Raw genomic sequence first — 21,195 nt, forward strand, 5'->3', positions numbered from 1 at the left:
GATAGTAGGAACATATTGCGGGCGGCTGTCAAACAAAATATCGTTAACCGCATGACTTCAGAGCTTCGATTCTATGACTCGATTACCGATGCGGACGCAGATGCGCAGGGCCAGATCGGGATCAGCGGTTCCCATGGCGGACTGTTTGCAGCCGCCTGTGCATCGCGCGCAGGGTTGCGGGCTGTTGTGCTGAATGATGCAGGCATTGGCCTCCATGACGCTGGTATTGCAGGGGTGCAGGCGCTGGCGGATCAGGGTATGGCCGCCTGTGCGGTAGACTGTACGAGCGCGGAAATCGGATCGGCGCGGGACAGTTTTGAAAATGGTTTTGTGTCTTATGCCAATCCACTTGCCATACGTCTGGGGGTACGCACCGGACTGTCGGTGAAAAACGCTGCGACATTGCTTGTTAACGCGCCAGAGCCTACCGGAATTATGGCCGCTGTTCCCGAATCAAGGAACCTAATCAGGGTCGGAGATATGGAGGTGCTAAGCGTCGATTCCGCCTCTCTCATCACACCAGAGGACGCAGACCGCATTATCGTAACAGGGTCACACGGCGGGTTGATCGGGGGAGATCCGGCGCGGGCCTGCAAAGCCGCCGCACGGTTTGTCAGCTTCTCTGACGCAGGCATCGGTAAAAACGCCATCGGCCTGTCCCGCCTGCCCGCGCTCGACCAGCGGGGCATTGCGGCAGTGACACTCGATTGCCAGACCTGCGAGATCGGCAACAGCGCATCAGCATTGCAAACCGGATTGGTCAGTGCGACCAACCGCACGGCAGAGGCCCTTGGAATACAGCGCGGGATGCCCCTGAGCGACGCGATCCGCCAGTTAGCCTAACCGTTGCGCAGCTTGGCCGCTGCTTGCGCACTTGCCCGCATGTTCCGCGCAAACAGGGTCACGTCTATTTCCGTGGCAATGAATGTTGCGCCCAGATCACGGCACTGTTGCTGCAACTCTGTATCCAGCGTCAGGATACCCGCAGCCTTGCCGCTCGCCACGATCCGCTTCATGGCATCCAGCACGGCCTCTTTCACCGCCGGTGCACCTGCCTGTCCGATGTAGCCCAAATCCGCCGCCAGATCTGACGGACCGATGAACACGCCGTCCAGACCCTCAACCGCCAGAATATCATCCAGCGCCTCCATACCCTTCTGGTTCTCCACCTGTGCGAGCAGGCAAATTTCCTCCCGCGCGGTGGTCAGGTAATCCGCGATCCCCGAAAAATCGGAGGCACGGGCCAGTGCGGAACCCACCCCGCGCAGCCCGTGGGGTGGATAGGTCACAGCAGCCACAAGTTCGCGCGCCTGCTCCGCCGTTTCCACCATCGGCACCAGCAGGCTTTGTGCGCCAGCGTCCAGCAGCTGCTTGATCATCCAGACCTCACCGATGGGCGGGCGGACGACCGGAAGGGCAGGCCGCCCCGCAATCACCTGCAATTGCGCCACAATAGAGCGCAGGTCGTTGGGCGCGTGCTCCCCGTCTATCAGAAGCCAGTCAAACCCCGCCCCCGCGCTAATCTCGGCAATATAGGGGTCGGCCAGACCGAGCCAGCAGCCGAGTTGCAGCTCGCCGTCTTTCAGGGCCTGTTTGAAAGTGTTCTTGGGGGCTGGCATTGGCGTTTCCTATTCAAATGTGACGCTGACAGAGCCGAACCCGGCGAAATCGGCGGTTATTTCAGACCCTGACGGGCATTCAACAGGCCGGATAAAACTGCCTGACAGAATGATCTGACCCGGTTCAAGGCTTTGCCCGTATTGCGCCATGCGGCGGGCCAGCCAGACAACGCTTTCTACCGGATCGTTGAGAACCCCTGCCCCGAGTCCTGTTTCCTCTACCTCTGCATTGCGCGAAGTGATCGCCCCGACCCAGCGCAGATCAAAGGCGTCCACCTTGTGCCGCTGCGCCCCGAGCACAACACCCGCGTTGGCGGCATTGTCGCTGATGGTGTCGAACACCTTGCGAGTCTGTCCGGTTTCAGGGTCCGCGCGCAAAATGCGCGTATCAAGGATTTCCAGCGCGGGGGCAACATAATCGGTTGCCGCCAGAACTTCATCGCGGGTTACATCCGCGCCACCGATTGCGGTGTTCAGGACAAAGGCAATTTCCGTTTCAATACGAGGCTGGATAAACCGGCCCTTGGGCACTATTGCGCCGTCCGCAAAAACCATATCGTCGAACAGGATTCCGCTGTCGGGAATGTCTATGTTCAACGCGGATTGCATCGCCTTTGAGGTCAAGCCGATTTTCCACCCGACAACCTTGCGCCCCTGTTCCAGTTTGGCGCGATAGATTGCGTTCTGAATGGCATAGGCGTCATCCATGCCCATTTCGGGAAAGGCTTTGGTCAGCAGGCCAATCTGTTGGCCAGTCGCTTCAGCCTGCAACAGATCGGTCGCCGCCTGTGCGTGATCTTCAGGGGTCATTGTACTTCGTCCTCAATCGTATTGCGCAGGGTGCCGATCGTGTTCACCTCTACCTCTACCACGTCGCCGGGTTTCAGGTATTGCGGCGGATCAAGCCGGGCACCTGATCCGGTCGGCGTTCCGGTGACGATAATATCGCCGGGCTGCAAGGTCATGAAAGTGGAGATATATTCGATCTCGCGCCGGATCGGGTGCATCATGCGGGAAAGCACATCGTCCTGACGCATCTCTCCGTTAACGCGGGTAATGATGCGGGCGTCATCCAGTTGCGCCGCATCGGTGAACGGCACCAGCCATGGCCCGATGGCGCCAGAATTGTCCCAGTTCTTGCCCTGCGTTACGTTGAATTTCGCGTGGCGCACCCAGTCACGGATAGTGCCTTCATTACAGATCGTCAGCGCTGCGATATGATCATAGGCATCGGCCTGTGCGATCCGCCGCCCCCCTTTGCCGATGACGATGGCCACCTCGCCTTCATAATCAAGCTGCGGGCTTTCGGGCGGGCGGACCAGCGGGCGGTTGTGGCCTGTGAAACCGCTGGCAAAACGGGGAAACAGCGACATATATTTCGGCTGCTCCGATCCGTCTTTATATTCCGCGTTCCGGTCGGGGAAGTTCACCCCGACACACAGGATACGCGGCGCATTGGGTAGCACCATTTCGAACTGGTATTCGGTATGGCTTGGCCTGCGTCCCTGCGCGTCCTCTGCCAATTCGCCCAAACCACCCGCTTTGATCGCATCCAGCAGGGTCGGCCATTCCGGGAAAGTGTCGTTCAGAGGGATCATTCCGGCATCCGTCACTGCGCCGTAATATGTGTTTCCCTGCGATGTGTAGGTTGCAAAACGCATGGATGTCTTCCTTATGGCGCGATGATCGGGCTTGCTTGGATGTCGGAGTCGCGGGTGTCGGCACCGACAAAACTCGTACCATGCTCAAACCAGCTGCGCGGTGCGGCAGCCCCCCAAAGCGTCTGGCGTTGCGGGTCTTTGAGATCCCATTTGATCGGTTCCATATCCGGATCGACCGTCTGGTAATCCGAACAGTAGATTTCGATCCGGTGCCCGTCAGGATCAAGAATATAAAGGAAGAAAGCGTTCGAGATGCCGTGCCGTCCCGGCCCCCGTTCGATGTTGTCCACATAGCCCGTGGTCGCCATCAGATCGAGCAGGTCAATGATGTTGAGCGGTGTCGGAACCCAGAAGGCAACGTGGTGCATGCGCGGTCCGGTGCCATTGGTGAAAGCCATATCATGCACGCCGCCCTTGCGGTGCATCCACGCCGCCCAAAGCTTTTTGCTCTGCTCATCCTCGGTGTATTCGGTTACGCGAAAGCCGAAATCGTTGTAGAACGCAACCGAGGCGTCCACATCCGGCGAAAAGCAGTTGAAGTGGTCGATGCGCAGCGGCTTTACCCCGCGATAAAGCGCATATTTCTGGTGGATCGGCTCCAGACGGTCCATCTTGTGATAGAACTCCAGCGGGATGCCGATGTTGTCAGAGGTCAGCAAGGTACGGCCCTGATAGGGGCGCTCCACCCATTCGGTCGGGCGACCTTTCGCCTTGAAGTAGGTTTCTGCCTTGTCGAGATCGTCTTCGTCAAAGGTTTTGAATCCCATCACTTCGACCGTGCCGGGCTGGTCGGATTTTTGCAGGATAATGCAGTGATGCCCCCGCTCTTCCATCGCACGCAGATAAACGTGGGTGTCGCTTTCATCCGTCACCTGAAGGCCGAGGATTTCGGTGTAAAACGTCTTGGACGCCGCCAGATCCTTCACGTTCAAGCAGACGTGGGACAGACGGATGGTGTTGAAATCGGGGTAGAGATTTGGTGCGGGTACAGGCATCAGTTTGCTCCCAGTTTGGTAATTTTATGCTGTCCGGTGGCGAAACCGATGTGTTTTTGTTCCATGTAGAATTCAAAAGACCAATCGCCGCCATCGCGCCCTATACCGCTGGACTTTACGCCGCCGAACGGGGTTGGCAGGTGGCGCACGTTTTCCGAATTTACCCAGATCATGCCCGCCTCCAGCTTGTCCGTAAAGCGCAGGGCGCGGGTGAGATCATTGGTCCAGACATAGCCGGTCAGACCGTATGGAATGTCATTTGCGATTTGCAGGGCTTCATCTTCGGTGCTGAACGGAATGGATGTCAGAACTGGGCCAAAGATTTCTTCCTGCGCGATCCGCATCCCGTTGTTCGCATCGGTAAACAGGGTCGGGCGCACGAAATAGCCTTCATCCCCGACAGCTTCCCCGCCGGCGGCCACGGTCGCGCCATCCTGTTTGGCAATCTCAAAGTAGCTGGTGACTTTGTTAAAATGTTCCTCCGTCACCAGAGGCCCGATCTCTGTCGCGGGATCGAGCGGATGGCCCACTTTGATCCGGTTCACCCGCTCGATCAATTTGGCCTCAAAGTCTTCGCGAATGGTGTCCTGAACCAGCAGGCGAGAGGAGGACGTGCAGCGTTCCCCGTTGATCGAGTAGATCATGAAAATCGCAGCATCAAGCGCACGGTCCAGATCCGCATCGTCAAAGACGATCACGGGATTCTTGCCGCCCAGTTCCAGATGGTTGCGTTTAAGCGTATCCGCCCCCTGTTTGGTGATCAGGCTTCCGGTGCGGCTTTCGCCCACAAAAGCAATCGCCTTGATCTTGGGATGTTCACACAGGGCTTTGCCAGCCTCTTCGCCAAATCCGTTCACCGTATTCAGAACACCCGCAGGAAGACCCGCTTCTTCCGCGATTTCCACCAGCAGGCGCGCGGTCAACGGAGAGGCTTCGGCTGGTTTATGCACCACCGTACAACCAGCCGCCAGCGCCGGTGCAATCTTCCATGTGGACAGCATGAAAGGCGTGTTCCACGGCGTAATCACCCCCACCGGACCGATCGGAACGCGGGTGGTTATGTTCATCAGCGTCGGGGATTTCAGGTGCTGCCCGTCCCGCGCCTGTACCACCTGATCGGCAAAATAGCGAAAGTTTTCGGCCCCGCGCAGGGCGGCTTTGGACATGAATTTATAGGCTTGTCCCGTGTCCCAGCATTCGCAAAGGGCGATTTCCTCGGCCCGCGCCTCGATCCCTTCTGCAATCCGGATCAGAATTTTCTTGCGCTCCAGTGCTGGCAGGTCGCGCCAGTCCGCAAAGGCTTTATTTGCCGCGTTTGCTGCCTTATCTATATCGGCCGCCGTGCCATGGGCCACGTCACAGATCACGCTTTTGTCCACGGGAGAGGTAGACTGGAACACGCCACCGCTTCCAGCGGTGTCCTGTCCGGCAATCCGGTTGGCAATGCCACCCTCGCGAAAACGTTTCAGATAGCCGTCAAGTTTCCGGATATTGTCTTCAAGCATGCTCATGTCAGCTCCTTCAGTCGGCTGCGGTCAGATGGTCGCGGATGGTTCCGCATTTCGGGGAAAGCGCGGCATCAATATCGCGCATTTCGGCAGAAAGGGCGATGGAACGGGTCGCCATTGCGGGGGCTAGAAAATCTTTCATCGCCTCGAAAATTCGCGCAATTGCGTCCTGCTTCACGTCCAAGGTACGCCCTTCGCGCAAGCGCACGGAAAGATCGACAAACCCGTGTTTTGCATCCCCATCCGCAATGGCAAAGTGATCGACGCGAATGGCCCGAACGCGGATGCCCGCAAGCGGGAAGGTGTCAATGCCAGCAGCCGTTGCGCGAACCGCCTCACACAATGCGCCCATGTCCACTACATCTTCGAGATTAGCGGAATATTCTATGTGAAAATGCGGCATGATTGTCCTTAATGCGTTAATTATTGTTCTGTTAACTAAATGGCGTTTTACTGTCAACCCTCACCGCCGGTATTTCCCTCTACTAGATGCCAGTCCTGACAGGCAATCAACAGCGGCCTGCGACAAAATTTCTGCGGGTCCGCGCCAAAAAAAGATGCGCGTCACTTGACCTTCCCCCACTGGAAGCCCCTATTTATTGTCAATGAAAACCGTGATCTGCCTGATACTCAGCCTTGTGCTGGCCCTCACAACGCTGACCGCTGCGTCGGAGCTGCGCGCATCGGCGGCTGTCAGCGGCATGGCACAGATGGATCACGCCGCCAATGCCGGAACCAGCGCAGAGTGCGTTGGCTGTGATCCGGCACAGGCGGACAGGATGCCGGCCTGTGAGGACGGCTGTCCGGTGAATTGTATGGCAGGGGGCCTTGGGGCCTGCACCCTTGGCGCGGGTCTGACGTTTCTGACCGCGCCCCCGAACGGGCAGGCACAGTCCGGTGAAAGCCCGCGACAGTCCGGCATGACTGCCCCGCCAGATCCTTTCCCGCCAAGATCCAGTCTTTGAACCTGACACCGCCGCCCCCGTTGGTGGCATTTTACAGCGCGGCTTTGATGCTGGAAGCGCGCGTTTCTGACAGTTCAAGGACGAACATATGTTCAAGACTCAATTCCTCAACCGGCGGCAGTTTCTGGTCTCCGGTGCAGCCTTTGCTGCCTCTATGCAAACAGGTGCCGCCGGGACCGCCGCGCCTGCTGCCCCCCCGATCACACTGCGCGCTGCCGCAGGTCAGGCCGCGCTCCGCCCTGCGCCGTTCGGCATGACACCCGTGTGGCAGTATAACGGTTCTGTTCCGGGCGCCGAAATCCGTGTGCGTCAGGGCGAACGATTGCGGATCGAAGCGCAGAACCAACTGCCTGCGGACACGACGATCCATTGGCATGGCATCCGAACACCAAACGCAATGGACGGTGTGGCAGGGCTGACGCAAGCGCCAATCAAATCGGAGGATAAGTTCCTCTATGAATTTGACGCGCTTGATGCCGGAACATTCTGGTACCATCCCCATCACAACAGCGCCGAACAGGTGGCCCGCGGTCTTTATGGTCCGCTCATCGTTGAAGAACACGATCCGATCCGCGTGGATCGAGAGGTCACGTGGATGCTGGATGACTGGCGTCTGACAGAGGACGGCGCGATCGCCGGCGGCTTTGGTGCGATGCATGACGCCGCGCACGGCGGGCGGATGGGCAATACAGTGACGATCAACGGCAGGATGGCGCAACAGTTTGCTGTCAAACCCGCAGAGCGTATTCGTCTGCGGTTGATCAACGCCGCCAATGCGCGGATTTTCGGTCTGGATTTCGGGGCACTGTCGCCTGTTGTCATCGCGCTCGACGGGCAGCCGGTGACGCCCCATACACCGGACAGCGGCGTGGTTGTGATCGGGCCTGCAATGCGGGTGGATCTGGTGCTGGACATGACCGGCCCCGCCGGAGCGGTGATGCCGGTGACGGACGTGTTCTACAACCGGATGGAATACAAACTGGTGGATCTGGTCCATGACGCCACCCCCCTGCGCAACACGGTGCCCGACTGGTCTATGGAACTGGCACCGAACCCTTTGTCTGAACCCGATCTGGCCAAAGCCACACGCCACGAGGTGATCTTTAACGGCGGAATGATGGGTCAAGGCATGATGGGTGGCGGCATGATGTCGATGATGAACCAGATGCGACAGGGCAATATGTGGTTTATCAACGGTGTCGCCGCAAAAGGTCCGGTGAAGGAGCCGTTCCTGACACTGGCACAGGGGACCTCTCATATTCTGAGCATGGAAAACCGCACGGACTGGCCCCATCCGATCCATTTCCACGGTCACAGCTTTCGCGTAATCGCGCGGAACGGACAAGCGACCCGCTATCAGGAATGGCAGGACACGGTTATGATGGCTCCTGACGAAAAAGTGGACATCGCCTTTGTCGCAGATAACCCGGGCGACTGGATGTTTCATTGCCACATTCTGGAGCATCAGGCCGCAGGTATGATGGGCGTAATCCGCGTTGCGCCGCAAGCCTGACCTTTTGAACTTAAGAAAACTCTGTCGGGACGATCCGGCAAAACCGAAGGAAACATTAAGATGAACGTTCAACCCACCAAATCCCGCCGACTGACACATCTGGGAACTGCGGCTGCCACGCTCGCGTTGTTCGGCGCTGTGGCTTTTGTCACCCTACCCTCTGACGTGTCAGCCGATGAGGTCAAACTTTATAAAGATCCGTCCTGTGGATGCTGTGAACTCCATGCTGAGTATCTGCAAGAACACGGATTTGACGTAGAGATCATTCCCACCCACGACCTGAGCGAAATCAACCGCAAGGCCGGTATCGCTGAAGGTTTGCAGGGCTGTCACACGGCCATTATCGGGGATTACGCGGTCAGTGGACACGTCCCTGTAGCGGCTATCGAAAAGATGCTGACCGAAAAACCGGACATCGCCGCGATTTCCTTGCCGGGGATGCCGCAGGGCTCGCCCGGTATGGGGGGGACCAAGCAGGAACCCTTTACCATTTACAGCATGAAAAAGGGTGCGGCACCGCAGGTTTACATGATTGAGTAAATCTGGATCACGAAAAATTCTGCGAAGGGTTCGGCACTGGCGCAGGGTTGGACCCTACAGGACTGACTTGTCTGTCATAATAGTTTTACATATCCATGCCATAAACTCCGCGCGCGACCGGCGGATCAGGAATGGATTGAAGCGATGACGACATATGCAATCAACGGCTTGGGCCGGATGGGGAAACTGGCGCTGCGCCCGCTGCTGGAAAAAGGGGCAAAGATTGCCTTTGTAAATGATGCAGAAGGCGATCCGACCATGCACGCCCACCTGTTGGAGTTTGACTCCGTACACGGTCGCTGGCCTGCCGAATTTTCTGCGGACGACAGTGCAATCATCATCGACGGCACCCGCATCCCCGTCACCAAGACCCGCACGCTGGAAGACCTTCCGCTGCGTGGTGTGGATGTGGTCATAGATTGCACCGGCGCTTTCAAAACCGAGGCAAAGCTCGCCCCCTATTTTGAGGCGGGCGTTAAGAAAGTCGTGGTGTCTGCGCCCGTCAAGGACGGGCCGACCGCCAATATCGTCTACGGGGTGAACACCGACGCGTATGACCCCGAAACCCACCGGATCGTGACAGCGGCAAGCTGTACCACCAATTGTCTTGCACCCGTCGTAAAGGTTCTGCTGGAAGGGATCGGGATCAAACACGGCTCTATCACCACGATCCACGATGTCACCAACACACAAACAATCGTCGATCGCCCTGCCAAGGATTTGCGGCGGGCGCGTTCTGCCCTGACGAACCTTATTCCAACGACCACCGGATCAGCCACGGCGATCACGTTGATCTATCCGGAACTGAAGGGCAAGCTGAACGGACATGCGGTCAGGGTGCCGCTGTTGAATGCTTCCATCACCGATTGCGTGTTCGAGATGGCCCGCGACACGACGGTAGAAGAGGTTAACGCCCTGTTCCAAACCGCCGCCGAAGGGCCGCTTGAGGGTATTCTTGGCTATGAAACGCGGCCTCTGGTGTCATGCGATTATACCAATGATCCGCGCAGCGCGATCATCGACGCGCCGTCCACAATGGTTGTGAACGGCACGCAGCTGAAGGTTTATGCGTGGTATGATAACGAATACGGCTATGCCCACCGGCTGGTGGATGTGGCGCTGATGGTGGGCTCTTCGGTGTGACACGGGCTGCCGGTTTTTCCGCTTATGTTACGGTAACGGCGGCCTATTGGGCGTTCATGCTGACCGATGGTGCCTTGCGAATGCTGGTGCTGTTGCACTTTCACACGCTGGGGTTCTCGCCGGTGCAACTGGCCTATCTGTTTGTGCTCTACGAAATCGCAGGGGTTGTTACCAATCTGTCTGCCGGCTGGATTGCAGCGCGGTTCGGGCTGACCTCGACACTTTATGCGGGGCTGACCTTGCAGGTGGTTGCGCTGCTCGCGCTGACGCAACTGTCACCGGCCTGGTCGATCACAACCTCGGTGATCTTTGTGATGCTGGTGCAGGGTCTTTCGGGTGTCGCCAAGGATTTGTCGAAAATGAGCGCGAAAAGCGCGGTCAAAGTGCTGGCCCCTGACGGCGACAGCGGTCTGTTCCGCTGGGTGGCACTGCTGACAGGTTCCAAAAACGCGGTCAAAGGGGCGGGGTTCCTGCTTGGGGCGGCCTTGCTCGGACTGGCCGGATTTACCGCATCGGTTCTGGCAATGGCGCTGGTGCTGTTTATCATTCTGATCGCCGTTTTAGTGGCCATGCCCAAAGGTCTGCCAACGGGACGCCGCGATGCAAAGTTCCGCGAGGTTTTTTCCAAGAACCGCAACATAAACTGGCTGAGCGTGGCCCGTCTGTTCCTGTTCGGAGCCAGAGATGTCTGGTTCGTAGTCGGCATCCCGATCTATTTCTATGCCGTCCTGTCCGACGGCAGCGACGCGGGAAATCGCGCTGCCTTTTTCACCATCGGCAGTTTCATGGCGGTCTGGACCATTCTTTACGGCATCGTTCAGGGCAGTGCGCCGCGCATCCTGAACGCCGCGACCCGCAACAGATCAGACCTGCTGGTGCTGGCGCAGAAGTGGGTCGGGGTGCTTTGCGTGGTGCCTGCAATCCTCGCGCTGGTTCTTTGGCTGGCGGAAGAGCCTGCACCGCTTCTGACGGCAACGGTGGTGATCGGCCTGTTGGTCTTTGGTGCGATCTTTGCGGTCAATTCGGCGTTGCATTCGTTTCTGATCCTCGGCTTTACCGATACGCAGCGGGTGACGATGGATGTGGGCTTTTACTATATGGCAAATGCGGCGGGGCGATTGGTGGGCACGCTGCTGTCAGGTCTGACCTATCAGCTTGGCGGCATAGCGGCCTGTCTGGCCACAGCCGCTCTGATGCTGGCCCTCAGCTGGCTGGCCACAGGGCAATTGCGCGACGACCAACGCCCGCAGGCAGCCCCCTAAAGAGCACACCTGCCCGACCGATTGATCAGCCGAGCGTTAACGTCACGCTGCCAAGACCGGACATGGACACCTCGATCTCTCCGGTGCCCTCGTGATACCAGATCGGGCTGTGGGTGCCGCACATCACAATCTGTCCGGCCTCCAGCGCATATCCCCGCGCTGCCAGATGGTTGGCCAGCCACGTCACAGCGCTTAGCGGGTCTTGGGGTGCCGCGCCGGTGACATCATGCTGGACCTCTCCGTTGATGCGCAAAACCGTGCGGATCGCCGCAGTATCAAGCGCTCCGGGTGGAACACCCGGCCCGCCGGTCACAGCCCCCGCGTTGGAAATATTCTGGGCAATGGCATCGGGAATATGGGTGTTGGGCATATCTGTTTGCCGCATGTCGAGCAGTTCGATCCCCGGCACGAAACGCGCAATCGCAGCCGCGACCTGATCGGATGTAAACGGCGCTTTGTCTACTGCCAGCGTGTCCTTCATCACTGCGACAATTTCCGGCTCAAAGGCAAACTGGGAATAATCCGCCGCCGTCAACGCAACACCGGAGTCCTTACGTTGCTTGGAAAACACCCGCCCCGTGGCGGGTTCCTTCAGCTTGAAACGCTCCATCAGTGCTTGGGAATTTGCCGCGATCTTCCAGCCTGCAACCGGCCCGAAAACCTCGGGGTTTTCATAATGACCGGTCAGGAGGTCCTGAATTTCATAGGCAGACTCCACGCTGCGCGGCGGCGTTTCGCTATAGGGTTTGAACGGCACGCCCGATTGCACATCTCGCAGGATATTCTGCGCCAGTTTTTCGTTCAACGTCATGTCAACATCCTTTTGAATTCGGGCATCCAGTCCAGCCCTTTGGTCGTATGGGTTGCAGGGTTATATTCAGCCGAAACCGCACCTGCGTAGCCGGTGTCGCGCAGCGCGTTCAAGGCTGCGGCAAAGTCCACTGTACCCGAGCCCGGTTCATGGCGTCCGGGGGTGTCGGCAAATTGCACATGGCCGATGTGCGCTTTGGCCTGCGCGATGGCTTCGGGCAGGTCCGGTTCCGTTATTGCCATGTGATAAAAGTCAAATTGCAGCGCGAGGTTCGGGTGGGACAGATCGTTCAGAATTTCCAGTGGTTCGGAAAGTCCGGTCAGGAAAAATCCCGGCACATCCCCGCGATTTACCGGCTCTATCATCACCTTGACGCCAATCCCTGCCATAATATCTGCGGTGTAGATGAGGTTGCTTTTGAACACCTCCAGACACGCCGAACGGGACGCATCTTGCGGCGGACGTCCGGCCAGCACATTAACCTTGCGCACCTTCAAAGCCTCTGCCTGTTGTGCGCAGCTTTGCACCGCCGCGCGGTAGGCCGTCTGTTGGTCCGGCAAACAGGCCAGCCCCACCGCATCATTCGGTCCGCGCGGCACATTGATCAGTTCAACCAACATGCCGCTTGCTGTACTGGCAGCAGCAATTTTTGCGGTATCTGCGGGGTCGGGAAACTGGATTTCCACACCCTCAAACCCCGCTTTCGCGGCGGCGGCCAAGCGCTCCGTCAATGGCAGTTCGGTGAACATCATGGAGATATTGGTGATCAGTTTCATCGCTAAACCTCGAATTCAATATTGACACAAAACGGGATTCGGGTGTCTTGTTCAAGAATAAACCTTCTACTTTGCAACTTTCTTTGAGGTTCCTACTGATGGCGTCCCCCCCGAAAAAGCCCCTCCGCTCTCGTATTACGACCGACGGTCTGGACCGCAGCCCCCATCGGGCGTTCATGCACGCGATGGGGCTGGATGATGCGGCCATCGCCAAACCTATGGTCGGGGTTGTCAGTCAAAAGGGGGAAACGACCCCTTGCAACATGACCCATTACACGCAGGTGGAATACGCCAAGGAAGGCGTCACTATGGCTGGGGGCACACCACGGGAATTTACCACGATTTCCGTGTCGGACGGTATCGGGATGAACCACGAAGGAATGAAGTTCAGTCTGGTCAGCCGCGAGTTGATTGCGGATAGTATCGAGGCTGTGATCCACGGCCATGCCTATGACGGTGTGGTCGGTTATGGCGGTTGCGACAAGACATTGCCGGGCGTCATCATGGGGATGGTGCGCTGTAATGTGCCTTCGGTGTTTGTTTACGGCGGATCGGCGCTGCCCGGTCGTTTTCAGGGCCGCGATGTCAGCGTTCTGGACACGTACGAAGCTGTCGGCGCGGTGCAGGCCGGCACCATGACAGAGGACGAACTGACCCAATTGGAAGAAGCCTGCAAGCCCACGATCGGGTCTTGTGCGGGGCAGTTTACCGCCAACACAATGGCAATGGTGTCCGAGGCTTTGGGCCTGACGGTGCCCAATTCCTCTATGATCCCCGGTGTTTATTCCGAACGTAAGGGCGTCGGCCACCGCGCCGGCGCACTGGTGATGGACATGATCGAACGGGGCGGCCCCCTGCCCCGCGATATTGTTACCCGCAAGGCGCTTGAAAATGCCTGCGCCATTGTGGCGGCAACCGGCGGATCGACCAACACGGCACTACATATCCCTGCCATCGCGAATGAGGCGGGTATCCCCTTTACCGCCGATGATGTGGCCGAGGTGCTGCAACGCACGCCCTTTATCGGCAACCTGCGGCCGGGCGGAAAATATCACGCCAAGGATGTTTACGAAATCGGCGGCGCGCATGTGGTGATCAAGGAACTTATCGCCAACGGCTTTATGCACGGCGATACACTGACGGTCACAGGCCGCACCCTTGCTGAGGAGGTTCAGGACGCCCCTGCTCCTGACGGGGAAATCATTCGTCCGGTTAAGGATGCGATCATGGAATCCGGTGGTGTCGTGGTGCTGAAAGGCAACCTCTGTCCTGACGGTGCTTTGTTGAAGGTGGCCGGGTTGAAGTCCCTGACCTTCACCGGAACCGCCCGCGTGTTTGAAAGCGAAGACGATGCGGTAGAGGCGGTTCACACCCGTGACTACAAGGAAGGTGAAGTCCTGATCGTGCGCAATGAAGGCCCTGTCGGTGGTCCGGGCATGCGCGAGATGCTGGGGTTGACGGCGCTGATTTACGGTCAGGGCATGGGCGAGAAAGTGGCGCTGCTGACGGATGGACGGTTTTCGGGCGCAACGCGGGGCATGTGCATCGGTCACGCCGCCCCCGAAGCCGCGACAGGCGGACCGATGGGGCTGGTTGAAAACGGAGACACAATCACCATCGACGGTGCAGCCGCAACGATTACCCTGAATGTGTCGGACTCTGAACTGGCAGAGCGCCGCAAGAACTGGCGTGCGCCGGAAACCCGCCACAAGGCAGGACTGCTGTCGAAATACGCCGCAACCGTCGGACAGGCCCACAAGGGGGCCGTGACCCATGCAGGAAACGCGCAATGGCCGGACTCCCGCCGGAAAGGAATGGAATAATGCAGCATACGCCAACAGTCGGATATATCGGAACCGGGTTGATGGGCGCGCCTATGGCGACCCGCCTGATTGATGCAGGTTATGACGTGACGGTCTGGAACCGCACCGCGGCCAAGGCGCAACCGCTTGTCGAAAAAGGCGCGACAATGGGCAAGGACGCCGCAGATGTGGCAACCCGTTCGGATATCGTCTTTATGTGCCTTACAGACACCAAAGCGGTAGAGGCCGCGGTGTTCGGTGACAATGGCGTGGCAAGCGGCGCGAAATCAGGCTCGGTTCTGGTGGATTTCTCCTCCATCCAACCCGAAGCCACCCGCGCTATGGCCAAACGGCTGAAGGAAGAGGCCGGAATGGACTGGATCGATGCGCCGGTATCGGGCGGTGTTCCCGGCGCCGAGGCGGGCACGCTGGCGATCATGGCCGGCGGGGAACAGGATGTGTTCGACAGGGTCGAAGACGTAGTGCTGAAAATGGCAGCGCGTTTTACCCTGATGGGGCCGTCCGGCGCGGGGCAGACCACAAAACTGTGCAATCAGGTCATTGTCGGCTGCACCATGAATATTCTCGCCGAGGCCGCACGGCTTGCCACGAATGCAGGGGTGGATGCGAACCGACTTCCCGAAGCGCTCGCCGGTGGGTTTGCGGATAGCAAACCCTTGCAGATTTTCCTGCCCCGTATGGTGAACGCCCAGCACGAACCGCCACTTGGTCATGTGGAAACCATGCTGAAAGACCTTGATTCCGTTTGCGAACTGGCGAAATCATGCGGTTCGCCGGTGCTGTTTTCCGCACTGGCCGCCGAACAGTTCCGATTGCTAAGCGCACGGGGCGGCAAAGAGGCAGATGCGCTGGAGATTTATAAACTGAGCGGACCAAGCAAGCTATAACCGCTCTGACAACAGGCACTTTTATTGTACCAAATCAACAAGGGAGACTGAAATGAAAATACTCGCAACCTTCGGACTGGCGCTGGCATTGGCGGCAGGGTCGCTTCCGGCCACGGCGCAAGACTCCAAGACACTGCGCGTGGGCTCGTGGCTTCCGCCCCATCATCTGATTGTCGCAGGCATCCTGAAGCCTTGGGCCGCTGCGATTGAGGATGAAACCGGCGGATCGCTGAAATTCGAGATCATGACCTCGGCGCTTGGCCCGCCGCCCGCACAGTTCGATCTGCTGCTGGATCAGGCGTTTGACGTCGGCTACGGCGTTTCCGGCCATAACGCGGGCCGGTTCACCATGACGCAAGTCATGGACCTGCCCTTTATGTCGCCCGACCCTTGGGCCGGTTCCGCAGCGGCGTGGCTGACCTACGAGAAATACGGGGCCGACTACGGCGAACATGACGGCGCCCATGTTGTGGGGCTGTTCACCCACTCCAACCCGAATATCAATATGGCCAAGGGCCGTGTGGATACGCTTGAAGACCTGAAAGGCAAGACCATCCGCGTTGGCGGCAATGTGACGGGGCGGATCATGTCCGAACTCGGGGCATCCCCTGTGCAACTGCCTCCGACCGAAGCCCAGACCGCCATGTCGCGCGGCGTTGCGGACGGGATTACCTTTCCGTCTGAATCCATCGACTTTTTCGGCATCACGCCGGTTATTTCGTCGATCACCCGCATTCCCGGTGGTCTTTACACAGATACTTTCTGGGTCGCTTTCAATCAGGACACATGGGACAGCCTGAGCGAGTCCGAACAGGCCGCTGTCAACAAACATTCAGGCATGGCCATTGCGATGCTGTCGGGGTTTGCGTGGACAAACGGCGACAAACACGGTGAGTCCAAGCTGAACGAAAAGGGCGTCGAATTCGTCACCCTGCCCGAAGCGGATGTGACCTCGGCCCGTGAAACGCTAAAGCCGCTGGAAACCGAATGGTTGGCACAAGCCAAGGAAAAGGGCTTTGACGGCGAGGCGATCCTGTCCTACGCCCGCGACATGGTGCAGAACTACCGCGCCGACACGCAAGTAAACGTGGTCAAGTAAATCCCTGTCTGCGGCATCCCCGAACGGGTGCCGCAGATGCCCTCCCCAAGTCGAGACCGTAATGACATCTGCAATCTCCGTCTTTGACAGGCTTTGCCTTGCCCTTGCATGGCTCTCTGGTCTGATCGCGTTTTTCGTCATGTCCGTCACCTTCGCAGGGGTGGTGATGCGATACGGATTGCGCAGCCCGCTGGCGGGCGGGTTTGAGATGATCGAGATCGGCATGGGGCTGATCGTCTTTACCGCCGTGCCGCTGATGATCCGGCGCCGCAGCAATATCGCCGTAACCATTCTTGTGGATCGCTTCCCGCCCGCGCTGTTGCGGGCTACCGGTTTCATTTCCGACCTGACCGGCGCTGTGCTGATGGGGTTCATCGCGTGGCGGGTCTGGTTACAGGGGGAACGGTTGCTGACCTACGGAGAGGTCACAATGGAACTGCGGGTGCCAAAAGGTCTGATCGCACAATCCATGTCGGTGCTGCTGGTCGTGGCCGCCATTGCCTTTCTGCTCTGCGCAATCGAAGCCTTTTTGCGCAGCCAATCGGTCCAATCCAATAATCCGGGGAGCCTCTGATGGGCGTTTGGGAAATTGCCACGATCTCTTTTGCAGGCGTGTTTGTGCTGATGATGGGCGGGATGCCTATTGCGCTGGCCATGCTGCTGGTTGGGCTTTCGGGCATCTGGATCAACCTGTCGGAACGCACCGCGATGGGGATGATCGGACAACTGCCGATCAACGCCACCATGTCCTATGAACTCTCGGTGCTGCCGATGTTCATCCTGATGGGGGTATTTGTAACACGGGCGCGCATGTCCGAAGACCTTTACCGACTGTGTCACGGGTTTGTCGGCCATATGCGCGGCGGGCTGGCAGCGGCGACGATCCTTGCCTGTGGCGGATTTTCCGCCCTCAGCGGGTCCTCCCTTGCCACGGCTGCAACAATGGCCAAAGTCGCGGTGCCTGAAATGCGGCGTTACGGGTATAAGGACGGGTTCGCGGCCTCGGCTGTGGCGGCGGGGGGGACCCTTGGCATCCTGATCCCGCCTTCAGTTATCCTTGTGCTCTACGGCATTGCCACGGGAACCGACATCGGCTCACTGTTCATTGCCGGTATCCTTCCCGGTATCCTTGCGATCCTGTTGTATCTGGCGGCGATCCGCGTCGCCGCGCAGCTTGATCCGGAACGCGCCCCTGCTGCACCCCGTGCCGGATGGGACGTGCGTTTACGCTATCTGCGCAGCGTCGGGCCGATCCTCTTGCTGTTTATCGGGATCATTGGCGGGCTCTATAAAGGTGTGTTCACCCCGACCGAGGCAGGCGGTGTCGGCGCCACAGGAGCGCTGGCCTTTGCGCTTTGGCGGCGGTCTTTGTCCTGGCGCGATCTGGTGGAGTCCCTTGTGGAGACTGTCCAGACCACCGCGAGCCTGTTTCTGGTGTTGATCGGCGCATTGGTCTTTTCCAATTATATGAACCTGATCGGCCTGCCGTCTGCCCTGTCCGACCTGATTACCTCGCTCGGGTTGGGTCCGATGGCGGTCATTCTGGCGATCCTTGTGATTTACCTGTTTTTGGGCATGTTCATGGAGAGCCTCTCGATGATCCTGCTGACCATTCCGATTTTCTTTCCGATTGTCACGCAACTGGGCTTTGAACCGGTCTGGTTCGGAATTTTTGCGGTGATGGTGACAGAACTCTCGCTGATTACGCCGCCGGTGGGCTTGAACCTGTTCGTCATCAAATCGGTCATCGACGATCTGTCGGTGGGCGAGATGTATCGGGGTATCCTGCCGTTTGTTCTGGCCGATATTTTGCGGATCATCATTATCATCGGCTTTCCCTGGATTGTGATGGTCCTGCCGGAAATGGCGAGGTGACTATGGCAAAGCTTCAAAAATCGGCCCATGCGGACGATGCCCCGCTGGAGTACGGAACGGATGTTGCACCCGATGGGGCATCCATTGATCAGGGTCTGTTACAGGATTTCATGGGCATGTATCTGCGCCGCGCCTATGAAGTGGCCTATGAGGATTTCCGCCGCCGGCTTGGCAAGGATGCGATGCAGCCGGGCTATTTCACCATCCTGACGCTGATCGTGCGCAATCCCCGCATCAGCCAGACCCAGATCGGTGCAGCCTCGGCGCGGGATAAATCTAGCGTGACCAAGGCTTTGCGGGCAATGGAGGATGCAGGACTGATACAGCGGCTGCGCTCGGGCAGCGACCGGCGCATCCATCTGAGCGTGGCAACCGAGGAGGGTATCGCGATGCAAAAGCAGATGGAGATCAAAGCCGCGGACCACGTCAAAGCCCTGCACGATGCAATCGGGCCGGACCGCTACGAGGCGTTTCTGACGACGATGAAAGACATGATCCGCACCTTGGAAGAAACCGCAGTCGCCAAAGACGCCAAGCTGTAAACCGGCGCGAATGTGCGCGCCGGTTCGGATCGGACCGTCAGTTTGCGGACAGGGCCGTTCGCATTTCGCGGATCGCATCGCCAATGTCATCGCCGTAGCGCAGCAGACTGCCGCCCAGCAGATAGACGCAATCCTCCCCGTAATGGGACATCATATCGCCAAGCCGGTCGAGCGACATACCACCCCCCGGACTGGGCAGTATCGCCGGACCGATGTTGGCGGGATCACGACAGGCATCTACAATTGCGCTGCATTCCTGCTTGGAAAAGCCGAAGCGTCCGCCGTAGTTGGGAAAGACGGAAACATCCGCCCCTGCCAGTCGCATCAACTGGCCAAAAAGCATCCCGTGGCTATAGCCGTGATCCGGCGAGAGCACATAGGGTCCAAGGTGGCTTGGATGGGCCATGATCGGCAACCCGAAATCCGCATCCTGCGCCAGACTGTTTATGGCATCAAAGCCAACCAGCCCCGGAATGAGCAAAACACCCCCCGCGCCTGCATCCTTGGCATAATAAGCCAGATCGCGCAGGTTTTCACCGTGCCCCCCAATGCTCGCGAAATAGAGCGCGCGGCTGGTGTCGCCCTGATCCGCACGCTCTGCGTTGGCCTGCTTCACCGCTGCAGCACAGGCTTTGGCACGGGTCTTGAATGGCGCAGCGTCCTGATTGCACAGGCCGTGGTCTTCTTTCACGATGTCCGCACCCGCCACTGCGGTCAGGTAACACAGTCGTGCAAGGGTTTCTGATGAACTGCCCTGTGGCTTGATCACCGGACAGACATAGCCCCCTGACTTGCGCCCTGTCAGTGCTCGCAATCCCGCCGCGCCAAATCGGGCGCCGGGAAACCGGTCTGTCAGATCGGCGTTTGGGTTCAGGTCGATGGCTTTTACACCGCGCAGGATAGAGGCATTGCCAAGGATCACATTCAGCAGTTGGGGCAATTCGCGCCCCACCGCATCCACGTGATACCCGATCCGCCCGACCCAGACTCCATTGCCACAGGCCGTGACCGCTTCGACGCGGCCAAGCACAGTATCCTCGACATAGCCCGACGGGACCACATCGCGGGGGATTTCAACCGTGTCCTCCAGCGCGATGGCTTCGGCGCGGGCCATCGCATCGGCATCATCCTCTGCAACGATCCGGTAGGTTACAGAAAACCGGTCCATTACAGACCCTCCGCCTTGGCCAGAGAGTGTACCGCATCCACACGGGCTTCCGCCAGATCAGTTTCGGTAATGCCGAGTTTCTGGCCCAACAGATCCTCAACCCCTTGGGTCAGCGCCAGCGCATCCAGCCCGTAATACCGCATAAGATAGGCGCGGCTGCCCCCGTGTGCGTAGGTGTCTTTCAGACCCAAACGGCGCAGTTTCTTGCCAACACCATTGTCCGCCATGACCTCTGCCACCAATGACCCGATACCCCCTTCGGTAACGTGGTTTTCCAGCGTGATCACCCCGCCTTTCACCGCGTTGATATGGTCAAGGATCGCTTCGGCGTTGAAAGGTTTGATGGTGTGCAGATGCAGGTGACGCACGGAAACGCCCGCCGCTTCCAGCGCTTTGGTTGCACGCATGGCTTCTTCGGTGGTGATACCGGCGGTGACGATCAGCACATCGTTTCCAAGACTCAGCTCGCGCATCTCACCGACTTTGATCGGCGTGTCGAACAGGCGGGGCATGGAGCCGCGCAGAACGCGGCAATAAACCGGACCGTCAATGCTGTCAGCCGCTTCACAGATGCTCTCCACCTCGGTCGCATCGCCGGTTTCAAGGATCGTCATGTTCGGCATGGAGCGCATGACCGCAATATCCTCAATCGCCTGATGGGTCATCCCCCCGGGCGTGGTGATACCGGGCAAAAACCCCATGATCCGCACCTTGCGCCGTGGATAGGCAATCGAGGCCATCAATTGGTCATAGGGACGACGGTAGGTGAAGACCCCGAAGGTGTGGATGAAGGGACGATACCCCGCAAGACCAAGCCCGCCACAAAAGCTCATCATGTTTTGTTCGGCCATCCCCATCGACAGGAACTGGTCGGGGTGGTTGTCGCGGAATTTATCAATCTCGCAAGATGATGTCAGATCCGCAGAGATACACAGAACCTCGGGATTGGCGAGTGCGTGTTTTTCAAAAGCCCGCTCATAGGGGCGGCTTACCATTTCTACCATTTTA

General features: G+C 58.6%; 22 protein-coding genes. 12 read left to right on the top strand and 10 right to left on the bottom strand.

All coding sequences use genetic code 11. The features are described from left to right. Positions 1–51: 51 nt before the first annotated feature. Complete coding sequence (locus tag BFV97_RS11325) at positions 52–843, top strand: hypothetical protein (protein WP_069300692.1); 792 nt, start codon at positions 52–54, stop codon at positions 841–843. Here BFV97_RS11325 and BFV97_RS11330 read toward each other — a convergent pair. The 6 genes from BFV97_RS11330 to BFV97_RS11355 are packed head-to-tail and all read right to left on the bottom strand — an operon-like array spanning position 840 to position 6,186. Beyond that, a complete protein-coding gene (locus BFV97_RS11330; protein WP_069300488.1) occupies positions 840–1,619 on the bottom strand; it encodes an aldolase/citrate lyase family protein in 780 nt (259 codons plus the stop codon). The two genes, BFV97_RS11325 and BFV97_RS11330, sit on opposite strands and share 4 nt — an antisense overlap. 9 nt (positions 1,620–1,628) lie before the next feature. After that, positions 1,629–2,429, bottom strand: coding sequence for a 2-oxo-hept-4-ene-1,7-dioate hydratase (gene hpaH / locus BFV97_RS11335; protein WP_069300489.1), 801 nt, complete (start codon positions 2,427–2,429; stop codon positions 1,629–1,631). Next, on the bottom strand, positions 2,426–3,280 hold the full coding sequence (locus tag BFV97_RS11340) for a fumarylacetoacetate hydrolase family protein (protein ID WP_069300490.1): 855 nt from the start codon (positions 3,278–3,280) through the stop codon (positions 2,426–2,428). Before BFV97_RS11340 ends, hpaH begins: the two co-directional genes overlap by 4 nt. A gap of 11 nt (positions 3,281–3,291) precedes the next feature. Continuing rightward, positions 3,292–4,275: a 3,4-dihydroxyphenylacetate 2,3-dioxygenase gene (hpaD, locus tag BFV97_RS11345; RefSeq protein WP_069300491.1), complete on the bottom strand. Its 984-nt coding sequence runs from the start codon at positions 4,273–4,275 to the stop codon at positions 3,292–3,294. Beyond that, entirely contained in the window at positions 4,275–5,786 is a 1,512-nt protein-coding gene (gene hpaE / locus BFV97_RS11350; RefSeq protein WP_069300492.1) for a 5-carboxymethyl-2-hydroxymuconate semialdehyde dehydrogenase, read from the bottom strand. Before hpaE ends, hpaD begins: the two co-directional genes overlap by 1 nt. A 10-nt stretch (positions 5,787–5,796) precedes the next feature. Continuing rightward, entirely contained in the window at positions 5,797–6,186 is a 390-nt protein-coding gene (locus BFV97_RS11355) for a 5-carboxymethyl-2-hydroxymuconate Delta-isomerase (RefSeq protein ID WP_069300493.1), read from the bottom strand. Between the two features lie 196 nt (positions 6,187–6,382). Between BFV97_RS11355 and BFV97_RS11360 the strand changes: the two genes are divergently transcribed. The 5 genes from BFV97_RS11360 to arsJ all read left to right on the top strand — a co-directional run bounded on the left by BFV97_RS11360 (position 6,383) and on the right by arsJ (position 11,206). Then, positions 6,383–6,748, top strand: coding sequence for a hypothetical protein (locus BFV97_RS11360; RefSeq protein ID WP_157888316.1), 366 nt, complete (start codon positions 6,383–6,385; stop codon positions 6,746–6,748). An 88-nt stretch (positions 6,749–6,836) separates the two neighbouring features. Next, a complete protein-coding gene (locus tag BFV97_RS11365; protein WP_108721675.1) occupies positions 6,837–8,261 on the top strand; it encodes a multicopper oxidase family protein in 1,425 nt (474 codons plus the stop codon). Positions 8,262–8,321: 60 nt separating this feature from the next. Continuing rightward, a complete protein-coding gene (locus BFV97_RS11370; protein ID WP_069300495.1) occupies positions 8,322–8,801 on the top strand; it encodes a DUF411 domain-containing protein in 480 nt (159 codons plus the stop codon). A gap of 144 nt (positions 8,802–8,945) precedes the next feature. Continuing rightward, entirely contained in the window at positions 8,946–9,944 is a 999-nt protein-coding gene (locus BFV97_RS11375) for an ArsJ-associated glyceraldehyde-3-phosphate dehydrogenase (protein WP_069300496.1), read from the top strand. Further along, the gene (gene arsJ / locus BFV97_RS11380; RefSeq protein WP_069300497.1) at positions 9,941–11,206 is read left to right on the top strand and encodes an organoarsenical effux MFS transporter ArsJ; all 1,266 of its coding nucleotides are present in this window, start codon (positions 9,941–9,943) and stop codon (positions 11,204–11,206) included. The genes BFV97_RS11375 and arsJ overlap by 4 nt, the downstream gene beginning before the upstream one ends. A gap of 25 nt (positions 11,207–11,231) precedes the next feature. Here arsJ and BFV97_RS11385 read toward each other — a convergent pair whose 3' ends face one another. After that, positions 11,232–12,017: a 2-keto-4-pentenoate hydratase gene (locus BFV97_RS11385; RefSeq protein ID WP_069300498.1), complete on the bottom strand. Its 786-nt coding sequence runs from the start codon at positions 12,015–12,017 to the stop codon at positions 11,232–11,234. Then, entirely contained in the window at positions 12,014–12,793 is a 780-nt protein-coding gene (locus BFV97_RS11390) for a hydroxypyruvate isomerase family protein (RefSeq protein WP_069300499.1), read from the bottom strand. The genes BFV97_RS11385 and BFV97_RS11390 overlap by 4 nt, the downstream gene beginning before the upstream one ends. Before the next feature lie 98 nt (positions 12,794–12,891). Between BFV97_RS11390 and ilvD the strand changes: the two genes are divergently transcribed. The 6 genes from ilvD (at position 12,892) to BFV97_RS11420 (ending at position 19,019) form a co-directional block, all read left to right on the top strand. Then, positions 12,892–14,616, top strand: a complete 1,725-nt coding sequence (gene ilvD, locus BFV97_RS11395) for a dihydroxy-acid dehydratase (protein WP_083225610.1) — start codon at positions 12,892–12,894, stop codon at positions 14,614–14,616. Beyond that, positions 14,616–15,503, top strand: a complete 888-nt coding sequence (locus BFV97_RS11400) for an NAD(P)-dependent oxidoreductase (protein WP_216635958.1) — start codon at positions 14,616–14,618, stop codon at positions 15,501–15,503. Before ilvD ends, BFV97_RS11400 begins: the two co-directional genes overlap by 1 nt. Before the next feature lie 52 nt (positions 15,504–15,555). Further along, a complete protein-coding gene (locus BFV97_RS11405) occupies positions 15,556–16,602 on the top strand; it encodes a TRAP transporter substrate-binding protein (protein WP_069300501.1) in 1,047 nt (348 codons plus the stop codon). A gap of 61 nt (positions 16,603–16,663) precedes the next feature. Then, entirely contained in the window at positions 16,664–17,176 is a 513-nt protein-coding gene (locus BFV97_RS11410) for a TRAP transporter small permease (protein ID WP_069300502.1), read from the top strand. Beyond that, on the top strand, positions 17,176–18,477 hold the full coding sequence (locus BFV97_RS11415; protein ID WP_069300503.1) for a TRAP transporter large permease: 1,302 nt from the start codon (positions 17,176–17,178) through the stop codon (positions 18,475–18,477). Before BFV97_RS11410 ends, BFV97_RS11415 begins: the two co-directional genes overlap by 1 nt. A 2-nt stretch (positions 18,478–18,479) precedes the next feature. Continuing rightward, positions 18,480–19,019, top strand: coding sequence for a MarR family winged helix-turn-helix transcriptional regulator (locus BFV97_RS11420; RefSeq protein WP_083225611.1), 540 nt, complete (start codon positions 18,480–18,482; stop codon positions 19,017–19,019). 37 nt (positions 19,020–19,056) lie between these two features. Here BFV97_RS11420 and BFV97_RS11425 read toward each other — a convergent pair whose 3' ends face one another. Both BFV97_RS11425 and BFV97_RS11430 read right to left on the bottom strand, forming a co-directional pair. Then, positions 19,057–20,187: a RuBisCO large subunit C-terminal-like domain-containing protein gene (locus BFV97_RS11425; protein ID WP_069300504.1), complete on the bottom strand. Its 1,131-nt coding sequence runs from the start codon at positions 20,185–20,187 to the stop codon at positions 19,057–19,059. Continuing rightward, complete coding sequence (locus BFV97_RS11430) at positions 20,187–21,191, bottom strand: transketolase family protein (protein WP_069300505.1); 1,005 nt, start codon at positions 21,189–21,191, stop codon at positions 20,187–20,189. The genes BFV97_RS11425 and BFV97_RS11430 overlap by 1 nt, the downstream gene beginning before the upstream one ends. Positions 21,192–21,195: the final 4 nt, after the last annotated feature.

The organism is Neptunicoccus sediminis, assembly GCF_001719615.1.
GTDB lineage: Bacteria > Pseudomonadota > Alphaproteobacteria > Rhodobacterales > Rhodobacteraceae > Amylibacter > Amylibacter sediminis.

Excerpts from the sequence above, each read along its gene's own strand:
- BFV97_RS11355 (WP_069300493.1), bottom strand. The coding sequence starts at position 6,186 with ATGCCGCATTTTCACATAGAATATTCCGCTAATCTCGAAGATGTAGTG.
- BFV97_RS11385 (WP_069300498.1), bottom strand. The coding sequence starts at position 12,017 with ATGACGTTGAACGAAAAACTGGCGCAGAATATCCTGCGAGATGTGCAA.
- BFV97_RS11430 (WP_069300505.1), bottom strand. The coding sequence starts at position 21,191 with ATGGTAGAAATGGTAAGCCGCCCCTATGAGCGGGCTTTTGAAAAACAC.
- BFV97_RS11425 (WP_069300504.1), bottom strand. The coding sequence starts at position 20,187 with ATGGACCGGTTTTCTGTAACCTACCGGATCGTTGCAGAGGATGATGCC.
- BFV97_RS11410 (WP_069300502.1), top strand. The coding sequence starts at position 16,664 with ATGACATCTGCAATCTCCGTCTTTGACAGGCTTTGCCTTGCCCTTGCA.
- BFV97_RS11370 (WP_069300495.1), top strand. The coding sequence starts at position 8,322 with ATGAACGTTCAACCCACCAAATCCCGCCGACTGACACATCTGGGAACT.
- BFV97_RS11400 (WP_216635958.1), top strand. The coding sequence starts at position 14,616 with ATGCAGCATACGCCAACAGTCGGATATATCGGAACCGGGTTGATGGGC.
- hpaH (WP_069300489.1), bottom strand. The coding sequence starts at position 2,429 with ATGACCCCTGAAGATCACGCACAGGCGGCGACCGATCTGTTGCAGGCT.
- BFV97_RS11375 (WP_069300496.1), top strand. The coding sequence starts at position 8,946 with ATGACGACATATGCAATCAACGGCTTGGGCCGGATGGGGAAACTGGCG.
- BFV97_RS11405 (WP_069300501.1), top strand. The coding sequence starts at position 15,556 with ATGAAAATACTCGCAACCTTCGGACTGGCGCTGGCATTGGCGGCAGGG.
- ilvD (WP_083225610.1), top strand. The coding sequence starts at position 12,892 with ATGGCGTCCCCCCCGAAAAAGCCCCTCCGCTCTCGTATTACGACCGAC.
- BFV97_RS11420 (WP_083225611.1), top strand. The coding sequence starts at position 18,480 with ATGGCAAAGCTTCAAAAATCGGCCCATGCGGACGATGCCCCGCTGGAG.
- BFV97_RS11415 (WP_069300503.1), top strand. The coding sequence starts at position 17,176 with ATGGGCGTTTGGGAAATTGCCACGATCTCTTTTGCAGGCGTGTTTGTG.
- BFV97_RS11330 (WP_069300488.1), bottom strand. The coding sequence starts at position 1,619 with ATGCCAGCCCCCAAGAACACTTTCAAACAGGCCCTGAAAGACGGCGAG.
- BFV97_RS11340 (WP_069300490.1), bottom strand. The coding sequence starts at position 3,280 with ATGCGTTTTGCAACCTACACATCGCAGGGAAACACATATTACGGCGCA.
- BFV97_RS11325 (WP_069300692.1), top strand. The coding sequence starts at position 52 with ATGACTTCAGAGCTTCGATTCTATGACTCGATTACCGATGCGGACGCA.
- hpaD (WP_069300491.1), bottom strand. The coding sequence starts at position 4,275 with ATGCCTGTACCCGCACCAAATCTCTACCCCGATTTCAACACCATCCGT.
- hpaE (WP_069300492.1), bottom strand. The coding sequence starts at position 5,786 with ATGAGCATGCTTGAAGACAATATCCGGAAACTTGACGGCTATCTGAAA.
- BFV97_RS11390 (WP_069300499.1), bottom strand. The coding sequence starts at position 12,793 with ATGAAACTGATCACCAATATCTCCATGATGTTCACCGAACTGCCATTG.
- BFV97_RS11365 (WP_108721675.1), top strand. The coding sequence starts at position 6,837 with ATGTTCAAGACTCAATTCCTCAACCGGCGGCAGTTTCTGGTCTCCGGT.